This is a genomic window from Nonomuraea rosea (genome assembly GCF_039539705.1).
Taxonomy (GTDB): domain Bacteria; phylum Actinomycetota; class Actinomycetes; order Streptosporangiales; family Streptosporangiaceae; genus Nonomuraea; species Nonomuraea rosea.
Map to the genome: position 1 here is coordinate 81,125 of NZ_BAABDQ010000007.1, position 11,522 is coordinate 92,646.

Sequence of the window (11,522 nt, forward strand, 5' to 3'; positions counted from 1 at the left end):
CCTCGCAGGCTTGTATATTCCTCCAAGTGCGCATCTCTGACCTGCTGGCCATCGACGATCTGCGGCTGATCCTGCGCACCGGTGACCCGGCCCGCGAGTTCAGCACCGTGCACATCACCGATCTGCCGGAGCCTGGGCGCTATCTGTCGGGCGGCGAGCTGGTGCTGTCCGGGCTGATGTGGCGGCGCGCGCCCGGCGACTCGGCCAGGTTCGTGACCGCGCTGGTCGAGGCCGGGGTCGCCGCGCTCGGCGCCGGTCAGGCCTGGCTCGGGCACGTCCCCGACGACCTCGTGGCCGCCTGCGCGGCCGCCGGCCTGCCGCTGGTCGAGGTGCCGACCGAGATCTCCTTCCGCACGCTGGCCGAGCTGGTCGTGCCGCGCCTGTCCGGCGACGTGCGCGACGCGCTGGGCCGCCACCGCCGGCTGGTCGCGGCCATCGCGGAGGGCGCCGACCTGCGCGAGCTGTTCGAGCTGACCGCCGCGGAGCTGGGCGTCACCGGCGCCGTCCTGTCCGCGTCCGGCGAGGTGATCGTCGGCTCGGCCGAGGACCCCGTGGGCCTGGCGAAGGCGTACCTGACGGCGTCGCGGCTGCCCGTGCACGTCGGCGACCACACGATCTTCGCGGTCGGCCGCGGGCACCGGGCCGCCGGCTGGGCCCTGGTCTGCGACGGCGACCTGATCAGCCGGGCCGACGTCGGCTACGAGCTGGCCGCCTGCGTCGGGCTCGAACGCAGCCGCATGGAGGAGGGCCGCAGGGTCGAGCGCCGCCTGACCGAGCAGCTCATCATGGCCGCGTTCGCCGAGGCCGACGTGGCCGAGCTCAACGCCAGGCTGCGGACGTGCGGGATCGACGCGGCGCAGCCGTACGCGATCGTGAACGCGACCGCGCCCAGGCCCGGCGCCACCCGCGGGCCCGACGCCCCCACGCTCGGCGGCCAGGTCGTGGAGGAGCTGCTCGGCCGCGAGGTGGTGGCGGCGGCCGGCGCGGACGGCGCGGTCGCCGTGGTGCCGCTGCTCAAGGGCACCGCGGCCGAGCTGGCCGACCGGCTGCGCGCCGCCGCCGAGGTGCTCGCGGCGGCGCCCGGCCTCCGGCTCTGTGTCGGGCTCAGCGGCGCGCTGACCGGGCCCGCCGCCGTCAAGGGCGGCGTGGAGGAGGCCGGGCACGCCAGGCGGCTGGCCGAGGCCCGCGCGGGCGGCGTGGTGACCAGCGACGAGATCTACACCCACGCGCTGCTGCTGGCCACGGTCCCGGGGGACGTGCGCCGCTCGTTCGCCGCCAGGCTGCTGTCGCCGCTGCTCGACTACGACCGCAGGCACCAGTCCGAGCTGGTGCGCACGCTGGGGATCTTCCTCGACTGCGCCGGCTCGTGGAACGCCTGCGCCGAGCAGCTCCACGTGCACGTCAACACCGTCCGCTACCGCGTCCGCAGGATCGAGGAGCTCACCGGCCGGAATCTGGCGACGATGGCGGACCGGGTCGACTTCTTCCTGGCGCTGCGGGACACCGGGACACCCCGGTAGCCCCGCTTCTTCCTGGCGCTCCCGTACCCCTGCTTGGCGCTGAGAGACACCTGGGACGTCCCGGCAGCCCCGCTCAGGCCCCGTGCGGCGCCGACGGCCTGCGCGCCGCGTGCACGGCGGCCTGCTCCTCCCTGAGCAGCCGCGCCCACCGGGCGTGGCCCAGCCCGTTCTCCGAGGCGGCGGCCTGGGCGACGGCGGAGCGGGCGCGATCGAGATCGCCCATCATCCGGTACGCGCGCGACAGCCCGATCAGGCAGCGCAGCGTCCCGATCCGGTGGCCGCCGGGCGCATAGAGCTCCCTGGCCCGCAGCAACTGCGGGATGGCCTGCTCCGGCTCGCCCATGTCGGCGCGGCACTCCCCGAGGCCGGCGCGGATCTGCGCCTCGTGGACGCCGTCGCCCACCTCCACGGCGTCCGTCAGGGCCTCCTCCAGCGCCTCCCTGGCCCGCTCAGGCCGGCCCATGCCCCTGTGCGCGCTCCCTATGGCGGTCAGCGCGTACCGCGTGCCGACGCGCGTGCCGATGCTCCTGGCCAGGACGAGCTGGCGCTCGGCCCACGGGAGCGCGTCGCCGTAGCGTTCGCCCGAGTTGTTGGCGCTGGCCAGATTGCCCAGCGCGCGCATCTCGCCGTAGGCGTCGCCGAGCCGTCTGGCCAGCGCCAATGCGGCCTGGAGGTGGGTCAGCGCCTCGTCGGTGCGGCCGGTCATGCGCAGGGCGTTGGAGATGTGGGTGTGCGCGAGCTGGGCGCCCGCCTCGTCCCCGAGCCGCCGGCAGACCTCCAGGGCGAGCGTGTTGAGCGCCTTCTTCTCCGCCATCCGGTAGAACCGCTCCTGGTGCCAGGCCAGGCTGAACGCGAGGCTGACGCCGAGCCCGGCGATCGTGTCGTCGGGGGAGCCGAGCGCCTGACCGGCCGCGGCCGTGAGCACGGCCTCCTCGTCCTCCAGCCACGCGATCGCCTCGGCGGCGCCGCCGATCGCGTGCGGCGTCGCGTCGACCGGCCGCGCGAACTGGTTGCGGTGCGGGTCGCTGACGTGGCTGGCCAGGCGGGCCGAAGCGGCGTAGTAGGACAGCGCGCGGACCAGCGGCTCCCACGGGCTCTGGGGGCGCAGCTCGGCCGCGAAGAGGCGGACGAGGTCGTGCAGCTGGTAGCGGCCCGGGCCGGTGCGATCGAGCAGATGGGCGTCCACCAGCCGCTCCAGGGCCTGCTCCGCTTCGGGCGCGGGCACCCCCAGCAGCGCGCCGGCCGCCTCCCCTGTCGTCTCCGGCACGTGCAGGAGGCCCAGCAGCGACAGTGCGCGGGCGGCCAGCCGGTCGAGGGGGCGCGCGCCGCGTTCGAGTGCCGTGTGGCTGGCGGTCAGGCTGGACCGGACGGCCAGATCGCCCGCGGCCAGCTCGTGCAGGCGGTTCCGCTCGTCGCTCAGGCGTGTGGCCAGCACCGACACGCTCCAGTCCGGGCGGCCGGCCAGGCGCGCCCCGGCGATGCGCAGGGCCAGCGGGAGGCCGTCGCACAGGCGTACGAGCCTGGCAGTCTCGCCGGCGTCGGCCGAGATCCGGCCCGCGCCGGCCAGCCTGGCCAGCATCGTGGCCGACTCCGCGTGGGACATCCTGCCGAGCTCCAGCTGGTAGGCGTCCTCGCCCCAGCTCATGCTCTCCCTGCTGGTCACCAGCAGCGCGTTGCCGAACGGAGTGGACAGCAGCGGCCTGATCTGCTCCAGGTCGGCGGCGTCGTCGAGCAGCGCCAGCACCCGGCGTTCGTGCAGCCGGCTGCGCCACATGGCCGCGGCCTCGTCGAGATCGGCGGGCACGGCGTGCGGCGGCACGCCCAGCGCGCGCAGGAACCGTCCGAGCACGTCGATCGGGGTGAGCGCGGGCACGCCCGGCGTGGCGCCCCGGCAGTTCACGTAGAGCTGGCCGTCGGGGAAGCGCTCCTGCGCCGCGTGGGCGACCTGGGCGGCCAGCGCGGACTTGCCGACGCCCGGCGGCCCGGTGATGATCACCAGCGGGCCCGGCGGCGTGGCGTCCCGTGGCGCCAGCCGTTCCTTCAGCCGGACGAGCTCCCGCGACCTGCCCACGAACTCCGCCAGCGGGCGGGGTAACTGGTGCGGCACGGCGGGACGCACCTCCACCGCGGCCGCGTCGGCGCTCAGCACCATCTCCTGGCACTTGCGCAGGCCCTCTCCCGGCGACAGGCCCAGCTCCTGGGCCAGCAGGAGCCGGCCCTCCTCGTAGACCTCCAGCGCCTCCGCCCGGCGTCCCGAGTGGAACAGGGCCGTCATGAGCAGCTCCCTGGCCCGCTCGCGCAGGGGGTGGTGGCGGGTGAGGTCGCGCAGCTCCTCCGCCACCTCCTTGTGCCCGCCCAGCCGTAACAGGCTCTCCGCGCGCTGTTCCTGCGCCGCGAGCCTGAGCTGCTCCAGGCGGGCGCGCTCCTTCTCCGCGAACGGCCCGGCCAGGCCGCTCAGCGCGGTGCCCCGCCACAGGGCCAGTGCCTGGTCGAGCCGGCGCTCCGCCTCGCGGTCGTCGCCGTCCCGCTGGACCCTGCGGGCCTCCTCCAGCCACTCGGCGAACAGCAGCGCGTCCACCTGATCGGGCTCCAGGCGTAAGATGTAACCGGCCGAGGAGCCCGCGAGCAGCAGCGACGGCGCCCGCCGCGGGCGATCGGGCTCGAAGAGGCGGCGTAGCCCGGCGATGTAGGTGTAGACGCTCTGCTCGGCGTTGCGCGGGGCGTCCTGGCCCCAGATCCCGGCGACCAGCCGGTCCATCGGGACGGGGCGGCCCACGGTCGCGGCGAGGATGGCGAGGGCGGTCTGCTGTCTGGCCGGGCCGAGATCGATGGGCTCTTCGGCGGATCCGCGGCGGCGCTCGGCGGCCACTGCCCCGAGCAGGCGGACGGTGATTGCCTCGCTCATTCGATCTCCCGGTTCGGTGACTGCGGCAGCGTATTCAGAAACGCCGCCGGCTGAAGAGAGCCGGGTTCACTGTAGATCGAATGTAGTCGTCCCCGGTTAGAGTGGGAGATCGGCGCGGGGCCAGAGGGGGCAACACGGTGACGAGAACAGGTCTCGTCGTCCTCAGCGGTACGTCTGTGGGGCACGGTGCGGTGTCGCGCCCTGAGCCGGGCGTGTGCCCCCCTCCGCCTTACGTCAGCAGCAGTGGCTGTAGTCCTGGTTCGAGTAGAGGGAAGACGTTTCGGCACTTGCGGCCGTAACATTACCTCCAACGGCCGCCGCGAGAGTGATCGCGACGACCAATGCGGACAGGGCAATGCGCATACGCATGGGGGTTCTCCCTCGCCTATGTGGGTTGCTCGGACTTCATCTTCTCAGGGAGCGACGGCTGTGACTACATCTGACCTGGTCGGACTCCGTATTAAGACGGTTCGGCGACAACGCGGCCTGTCGCAGGCTCAGCTGGCGCACCCCGAGTTGTCGGACAGCTACGTCTCGTTGATCGAGAGTGGCAAGCGTACCCCGACTCCTGCGGTCTTGGAGTTGCTGGCTCAGAAACTGGACTGCTCACTCTCTTATCTGATCAATGGCGTCACCGCCGAGCAGATGGAGGACATCGAGCTGGCCCTTGGCTACGCGCGGCTGGCGCTCGAAAACGGTGAGGTCAACGAGGCCCGCACCCGCTTCGCCGAGCTGCTGGCGAACAACAACCTGACAGGGTTGACCACGCTTCGTCAAGACACCGAATACGGTCTCGCCCTCGCCGCCGAGGCGTGCGGCAACCTCGACGAGGCCATTTCCATCCTCCTCAAGCTCCACGGCGAGGAGCCGGCCTCCGAGCGCCGCATCGAGATCGCCATGGCCCTCTGCCGTGCCTATCTGAGCGGCGAGCGGCTGTCCGAGGCCGTCGAGGTGGGCGAGCGGATGCTGATCGGCAACGGCCGCCTGCCCTGGACCGATCACCTCATCGAGCTGGCCGCCACCTTGCTGTCGGCCTACCTGGAGCGCGGTGACCTGCTGCGCGCCCGCCAGTTCGCGGCCGAGCTGCTGAACGCGGCCGACGCGCTGGGCACGCCGCGCTCGATCGTGGCGGCCAACTGGATGGCCACCAACGTCGCCTCCTTCACCGGTCACGAGCAGGAGGCGCTGTCCTTCGCCGAGCGGGCCATGGCGGTGCAGCTGGAGAACGGCAACCCCCGTGGCATCGCCAGGATGCGCCTGGCGCTCCTGGGCCAGCGGCTCAGGGCCCGCCCGGCCGAGGCCGTGGCCATCCGCGACGGGCTGCGCGCCGCGGTCGTCGAGTTCGAGCAGACCTCGACCAGCAACATCGACCGGGCCCGTGTCCACGTCGAGCTGGCCCGCGCCGAATTCATGACGGGCAACTTCGACGAGGCCGTCGAGCACGCGACGATCGGCAGGAGCCTGCTCCCCGAGTTCGGCCACGTGCTGGGCGCCGAGGCCAACCTCCTGCTCGGCCGGGTCTACGGCGCCGTCGGGCGCTCCACGGAGGCCGCCGGGCACGGGGCGTCCGTGCGCGACTGGCTGACGCCGCTGCCCGACTCCCGGCGCTCGGCGTCCACCTGGTACGCCACGGCGGAGACCATCGAGCAGCTCGGCGACCTCGACGGCGCGGTGGAGGCCTACCAGCGGGCCGTCGCCTGCGCAGGCCTGTAGCGAGGTCCGGACCGGACAGTGGCGTCGGTAGCCTTGGGGGTGTCATGAAGAGATCCCCGCTCGCGGCCCTCACCGCGATTCTCGCCGCCCTGTTCGTGTTCGGCGCCGCCACCCCCGCGCTGGCGCACGACGCGCTCAAGAGCAGCAACCCGGCCAAGGGCGCCAAGATCAAGGCCCTCGACGAGGTCAAGCTCGAGTTCAGCGCCAAGGTGCGCATGCCGTTCGTCATCGTGCGCGGTGACGGTGACGCCCAGCACCAGAGCGGAAAGCCCAAGGTGGACGGCGCGGTGGTGACGCAGGCCGTCGACGGGTCGCTGCCCGACGGGAAATACACGATCGCCTACCGGGTCGTGTCCTCCGACGGGCATCCGATCGAGGGCGAGATCCCGTTCAGGGTGGAGGGAGCGCCGACGGCGTCCCCGAGCCCGAGCGAGACCCAGCCGACGGCGACGGCGAGCGGCGCGCCCGACCAGGCCGCCGCGCCGAGCGCCAGTCCACCCGCCGGCTCACCGGCCGCTCGGCCCGTTCAGGCCGATGAGCAGAGCCGGGCGTCGGCCGGTCAGGAGCCGGCGTTCCCCGTCTGGCTGATCATCGTGATCGGCGCCCTGGTCGGCATCGGCATCGGCTTCCTGCTCAGCGCGCGGAAAAAGAAGCCATGACCAGGGCGGCGCGTCTCGCGCTCGCGGGAGCGGCGGCCGCCGTCCTCGCCCTGGTGATCGGCATGATCGCCGGAGGCAGGGCGTTCCCCAGGATCATCCCCGGCCTGCCCGACTCCGGCGCGGTCGTCAGGTGGGGCCTGCCGCTGTCCAAGCTGCTCATGGACGTGGCCGGGGTGGCCACCGTCGGCCTGCTGCTGATGGCCGCCGTGCTGCTGCCCAACGACAAGGGCGTGCTCGGCAAGACCGCGACCGGCTACGTCAAGGCCAGCTCGTGGGCCGCGCTGACCTGGGCGGGGGCGGCGTTCCTCGCCATCCTGTTCGGGGCCGCGGAGTCCATCGGCAGGACCGTCCCCCAGATCCTCGAACGCATCCTCCTGACCAGCTACGCCACCCAGACCACGCAGGGCGTCGCGTTGACGCTCGTGGTGCTGTTCGGGGTGGCGATCGCGCTGTTCTCGCGCGGCGCGATCACGGCCGGGGCCGCGGCAGGGCTGCTGGTGCTCGCGCTGGCGACGCTGCTGCCCGCACCGCTCACCGGGCACACCACCTCCTCGCCCAACCACGACCTGGCCACCTCCTCGGTGTCGCTGCACCTGCTCGCGCTGGCCCTGTGGGTGGGCGGGCTGGCCGTGCTGGCGCTGCACGCGATCCGCAGGCAGCCGCAGATCGAGGTGGCCGCGAACCGGTTCTCCACGATGGCGCTGTGGTGCTACGCCGGGGTGGGGCTGTCCGGCGTGTTCAGCCTGGTCGCCCGGCTGGGCGCAGTGTCCGACCTGTGGACCTCCCAGTACGGCCTGCTGGCCGTGGCCAAGATCGTGGCGTTCGTGCTGCTCGGCTACGTGGGCTACTGGCACCGCCAGCGCACGCTGGCCGACCTGGCCGCGGGCCGGCCACGGGCGTTCACCCGGCTGGCCGGCGGCGAGATGGTGCTCATGCTCGCCACCATCGGCGTGGCCGTGGCGCTGTCGCGCACCCCGCCGCCCGAGTTCAGCGTCCCCGCCGACCGGGCCTTCGAGCTGCTCGGCTTCCCGCTTCCGCCGGAGCTCACGATCGCGAACGTGTTCTCCCTGTGGTGGTTCGACCTGTTCTTCGCCGCGGTCGCCGCCGCCCTGGGCGGGCTCTACGCGCTCGGCCTGCGCCGGCTGCGGCGGCGCGGCGACACCTGGTCCTGGGGCCGTACGGTCGCGTGGTTCGTGGGAGTGGCGCTGCTGGTGTTCACCACGCAGAGCGGGCTGGCCCGCTACGCCAAGGTCATGTTCGACGTGCACATGATCGAGCACATGACGCTCTCCATGGTCGTGCCGATCTTCCTCGTTCTCGGCGGGCCGGTCACGCTGGCGCTGCGCGCGCTCAAGCCCGCGGCCAAGAGGGGCGACAGGGGGCCGCGCGAGTGGATCACCACGATCCTGCACAGCCGGTTCACCAAGGTCGTCACGCACCCCGTCATCGCCACGTCGATCTTCATCGCCTCGACGTACGCTCTCTACTTCACGCCGCTGTTCGAGTCGGCCATGAAGGAGCACCTCGGGCACATCTGGATGACCCTGCACTTCCTGATCAGCGGCTGCCTGTTCTTCTGGGTGATCATCGGGGTCGATCCCGGGCCTGACCGGCTCCCGTACGTCGGGCGGCTGCTGATGCTCTTCGTCACCATGCCGTTCCACGCGTTCTTCGGCATCGCGCTGATGATGATGGGCACCGTGATCGCGTCCGGCTGGTACGAACAGCTCGGGCGCCCCTGGGGCGACACGCTGCTGCAGACGCAGCAGGACGGCGGGGCGATCGCCTGGGGGTTCGGCGAGATCCCGACGCTCATCGTGCTGCTGGCCATCGCCGTGCAGTGGTATCAGGACGACGATCGGCAGGCCAGGCGCGCCGACCGCAGGGCCGACAGGACGGGCGCCGGAGATCCCGAACTTGACTCCTACAACGCCTATCTCGCCAGTCTCCATCGTGGTGACAAGGGCGAGTAGCGGTTCGGCCATGGCCTCGTATCTTCCCAGTACAAGTCTCTGGACAGCCAGGTAGCCTTTCTCCCAGGGGAGACGGGCATAACCCCATTAGCTAGCGTGTGTCGTCCTTGAGGGGGGATGCGCACCCGCGAATGGGAGCGCCGGTGTGGGGACCGGCGTGGGCCCGGGGGCCGAGGAAGGCGAGAACCATTGTCGGAAGAGACACGGATGCGCGGGGGGCAAAGCCTGGCCGAGGCGCTCGAGAGCTACCTCGCCGAGTGGTCGGAGCGCACGGGGATCGTGGTCGAGACGTGGGCGCTGCCCGCCACGGACGTGCCCTCACGCGTCTCGAACGGCGTCATGGCGGCGATGCGCGAGGCTTTGTCCAACGTCGAGCTGCACAGCAGGGCGCGGACCGTGTCCATCGCTGTGACGGTCGGCAAGAGCGGGCTGCGCATGACGGTCAGCGACAACGGCCAGGGCTTTCCCGTGACGGGGCAGGGGCGCGGGATCGCCAGGATGCGGGCGGCGTTCGCGGAGATCGGCGGCAGCCTCTCCGTCAACAGCGTCCACGGTGAGGGCACGACGATCAGCGGAGTGGTGCCGAAACAGCGGTGACAGGGCCCGCTCGGGCGCCGCGCCCGGTCATCGGAGAGGTCCGGTGACCGGGTCGACTGGCGTGCGGGGCCTGCCGGCGTGCGGCGCGGCCGGTTTCAGGCTCAGGCTCGGCCGAGTTGGTCGGTCAGGGGAGGGTGAGGATCTCGCTGCCCGTGTCCGTCACCAGGATCGTGTGCTCGAACTGGGCCGTGCGCTTGCGGTCCTTGGTCACGGCCGTCCACTTGTCGGGCCAGATGTCGTACTCGATGGTGCCCAGCGTCAGCATCGGCTCGATCGTGAACGTCATGCCCGGCACCAGCTCCACCCGCAGTGACGGGTCGTCGTAGTGGGGCACCATGAGGCCCGAATGGAAGCTCGTGCCGATGCCGTGCCCGGTGAAGTCGCGCACCACGCCGTAGCCGAAGCGCTTGGCGTACGCCTCGATGACGCGGCCGACCACGTTGAGCTGCCGGCCGGGGGCGACGGCCTTGATCGCGCGCATCATCGACTCGCGGGTGCGCTCGACCAGCAGCCGCGACTCCTCGTCCACGTCGCCCACCAGGTAGGTCGCGTCCGTGTCGCCGTGGACGCCGCCGATGTAGGCGGTGATGTCGACGTTGACGATGTCGCCGTCGCGCAGCACGGTGTCGTCGGGGATGCCGTGGCAGATGACCTCGTTGATGGAGGTGCACAGCGACTTCGGGTAGCCCTTGTAGCCGAGGGTGCTGGGGTAGGCATGGTGGTCGATGAGGAACTCGTGGCCGATCCGGTCGAGCTCGTCGGTCGTGACGCCCGGCGTGACGTGCTTGCCGACCTCTTCGAGGGCCTGCGCGGCGATCCTGCCCGCCACGCGCATCCGCTCGATGATCTCAGGGCTTTTCACGTCGGACTCGCCGATCTTGGGGCGCTTCTTGCCGACGTACTCCGGCCGCTCGACGTGGGCGGGGACCTTCCGGACGGGCGAGACTCGCCCGGGCTGGAGCAGTGTCGTCATGAAACCCGAGTCTACGGGGCAGAATTGACCTCGTGAGCGAAGGCCAATGGTGGTTCTGTCTCAAGCACATGCGGGTCGAGCCCGACGCGGGCTGCCCTGACAAGGACCGGATGGGTCCCTACGAGTCCGAGCTGGAGGCGTCCGGGGCGCTGAAACGCGCCGCCGAACGCAACAAGGCATGGGATGAGGCCGACGCGGACGACGACTAGCGGCGCGGGTCAGGGCACGACGGCGTAGGCCCGGACGGGGAACGTGCCCATGCCGCTGACCATCGGCGGCGCGGCGTGGAAGCGGAAACCCTCGCCGGGCAGCGCGGCCAGCCCCGTCATGTGCTCCACCAGCGGGATCCCCGCCTTCAGCAAGATCGAGTGGGCGGGGCGTTCGCCATGCGGCGGGGTGTCGTCGATGTTCAGTGAGTCGATCCCGACCAGCGCCGCGCCCTGCTCGGCCAGCCAGGCCGCGGACTCCGGGGCGAGGTAGGGGTGCCCGTGGAGGTAGGCGTCCGTCCCGAAGTGGCGGTCCCAGCCGGTGTGGATCAGTACGGCGCGCCCGCGTACGTCCAGGTCGCCGCCGATCCGCACCTCGCGCTCCGCCCCGGCGCGGACGACCAGGCCCGGCAGATCGGCCAGCTTGGTCAGCGGCACCTGCGACAGGTCGGGCCCGTCGGCGTAGCGGTGGTACGGCGTGTCCAGGTAGGTGCCGGTGTTGGCGGTCAGCGTGATCACGCCGATGTGGAACTCCGTGCCCTCCGCGTACACCTTGCGCGAGTCCTCCCTGCTCAGATGCACGCCGAGGACCGGCCCCGGAATGCCTGGGTAGGTGACCATGCCTTCGACGATGCGATGGCTCAGCTCGACGATCATTTGGCGACCCCCACGCGGACGAGTTTGAGCAGGGCCACGACGCCGATGGCGGCCCACACCAGGTTGAGCCCGGCCGACGGCCAGGCGGAGCTGTGGGCGCTGTTCACCATCAGGCTGACCGAGCCGACGAGGTTGATGACCTGGTACGCCGGCCCGTCCCCCTGCATCCGGGACGACGAGACCAGGGCGTAGCCGGCCAGGAGCAGGGCGGCACCGATCCAGCCGATGGCGGCGAGGAGGAGGTCCATGGCCGCCATTCTGCTGATTTTTCGGTATAAAGCACAATTAAAGTTAGCTAAAGGATGTCGTAAGCTGATCT

10 protein-coding genes are annotated in these 11,522 nt (G+C 71.7%); 6 read left to right on the forward strand and 4 right to left on the reverse strand.

What is annotated here, in order from left to right; genetic code table 11:
- Positions 1-26: 26 nt before the first annotated feature.
- The gene (locus tag ABEA43_RS18720; protein ID WP_345563364.1) at positions 27-1,520 is read left to right on the forward strand and encodes a PucR family transcriptional regulator; all 1,494 of its coding nucleotides are present in this window, start codon (positions 27-29) and stop codon (positions 1,518-1,520) included.
- A gap of 73 nt (positions 1,521-1,593) precedes the next feature.
- On the opposite strand, the gene ABEA43_RS18725 is transcribed toward ABEA43_RS18720, so the two are convergent.
- Complete coding sequence (locus tag ABEA43_RS18725) at positions 1,594-4,425, reverse strand: AfsR/SARP family transcriptional regulator (protein WP_345563366.1); 2,832 nt, start codon at positions 4,423-4,425, stop codon at positions 1,594-1,596.
- A gap of 387 nt (positions 4,426-4,812) precedes the next feature.
- Here ABEA43_RS18725 and ABEA43_RS18730 point away from each other — a divergent pair, with 387 nt between their 5' ends.
- The 4 genes from ABEA43_RS18730 to ABEA43_RS18745 all read left to right on the forward strand — a co-directional run bounded on the left by ABEA43_RS18730 (position 4,813) and on the right by ABEA43_RS18745 (position 9,367).
- Positions 4,813-6,138 carry a helix-turn-helix domain-containing protein gene (locus tag ABEA43_RS18730; protein ID WP_345563368.1) on the forward strand — a complete coding sequence of 442 codons (1,326 nt, stop codon included), beginning with the start codon at positions 4,813-4,815 and terminating at the stop codon, positions 6,136-6,138.
- 44 nt (positions 6,139-6,182) lie between these two features.
- Positions 6,183-6,797: a copper resistance CopC family protein gene (locus tag ABEA43_RS18735; protein ID WP_345563370.1), complete on the forward strand. Its 615-nt coding sequence runs from the start codon at positions 6,183-6,185 to the stop codon at positions 6,795-6,797.
- Positions 6,794-8,770 carry a bifunctional copper resistance protein CopD/cytochrome c oxidase assembly protein gene (locus ABEA43_RS18740; RefSeq protein WP_345563372.1) on the forward strand — a complete coding sequence of 659 codons (1,977 nt, stop codon included), beginning with the start codon at positions 6,794-6,796 and terminating at the stop codon, positions 8,768-8,770. Before ABEA43_RS18735 ends, ABEA43_RS18740 begins: the two co-directional genes overlap by 4 nt.
- A gap of 207 nt (positions 8,771-8,977) precedes the next feature.
- Positions 8,978-9,367 carry a sensor histidine kinase gene (locus tag ABEA43_RS18745; RefSeq protein WP_345563374.1) on the forward strand — a complete coding sequence of 130 codons (390 nt, stop codon included), beginning with the start codon at positions 8,978-8,980 and terminating at the stop codon, positions 9,365-9,367.
- Positions 9,368-9,491: 124 nt separating this feature from the next.
- On the opposite strand, the gene map is transcribed toward ABEA43_RS18745, so the two are convergent.
- The gene (gene map / locus ABEA43_RS18750) at positions 9,492-10,340 is read right to left on the reverse strand and encodes a type I methionyl aminopeptidase (protein ID WP_345563376.1); all 849 of its coding nucleotides are present in this window, start codon (positions 10,338-10,340) and stop codon (positions 9,492-9,494) included.
- Positions 10,341-10,372: 32 nt separating this feature from the next.
- Between map and ABEA43_RS18755 the strand changes: the two genes are divergently transcribed.
- On the forward strand, positions 10,373-10,549 hold the full coding sequence (locus ABEA43_RS18755) for a hypothetical protein (RefSeq protein WP_345563378.1): 177 nt from the start codon (positions 10,373-10,375) through the stop codon (positions 10,547-10,549).
- A 9-nt stretch (positions 10,550-10,558) separates the two neighbouring features.
- On the opposite strand, the gene ABEA43_RS18760 is transcribed toward ABEA43_RS18755, so the two are convergent.
- Together ABEA43_RS18760 and ABEA43_RS18765 are read right to left on the reverse strand one after the other, a co-directional pair.
- Positions 10,559-11,203: a cyclase family protein gene (locus ABEA43_RS18760; RefSeq protein ID WP_345563379.1), complete on the reverse strand. Its 645-nt coding sequence runs from the start codon at positions 11,201-11,203 to the stop codon at positions 10,559-10,561.
- The gene (locus ABEA43_RS18765) at positions 11,200-11,451 is read right to left on the reverse strand and encodes a CBU_0592 family membrane protein (RefSeq protein ID WP_345563381.1); all 252 of its coding nucleotides are present in this window, start codon (positions 11,449-11,451) and stop codon (positions 11,200-11,202) included. Before ABEA43_RS18765 ends, ABEA43_RS18760 begins: the two co-directional genes overlap by 4 nt.
- Positions 11,452-11,522 lie beyond the last annotated feature (71 nt).

What these genes read in the sequence shown, in the direction of transcription:
- ABEA43_RS18735 (WP_345563370.1), top strand. Translation starts at nt 6,183, where the DNA reads ATGAAGAGATCCCCGCTCGCGGCCCTCACCGCGATTCTCGCCGCCCTG.
- ABEA43_RS18740 (WP_345563372.1), top strand. Translation starts at nt 6,794, where the DNA reads ATGACCAGGGCGGCGCGTCTCGCGCTCGCGGGAGCGGCGGCCGCCGTC.
- ABEA43_RS18760 (WP_345563379.1), bottom strand. Translation starts at nt 11,203, where the DNA reads ATGATCGTCGAGCTGAGCCATCGCATCGTCGAAGGCATGGTCACCTAC.
- ABEA43_RS18725 (WP_345563366.1), bottom strand. Translation starts at nt 4,425, where the DNA reads ATGAGCGAGGCAATCACCGTCCGCCTGCTCGGGGCAGTGGCCGCCGAG.
- ABEA43_RS18765 (WP_345563381.1), bottom strand. Translation starts at nt 11,451, where the DNA reads ATGGACCTCCTCCTCGCCGCCATCGGCTGGATCGGTGCCGCCCTGCTC.
- map (WP_345563376.1), bottom strand. Translation starts at nt 10,340, where the DNA reads ATGACGACACTGCTCCAGCCCGGGCGAGTCTCGCCCGTCCGGAAGGTC.
- ABEA43_RS18730 (WP_345563368.1), top strand. Translation starts at nt 4,813, where the DNA reads ATGTGGGTTGCTCGGACTTCATCTTCTCAGGGAGCGACGGCTGTGACT.
- ABEA43_RS18745 (WP_345563374.1), top strand. Translation starts at nt 8,978, where the DNA reads ATGCGCGGGGGGCAAAGCCTGGCCGAGGCGCTCGAGAGCTACCTCGCC.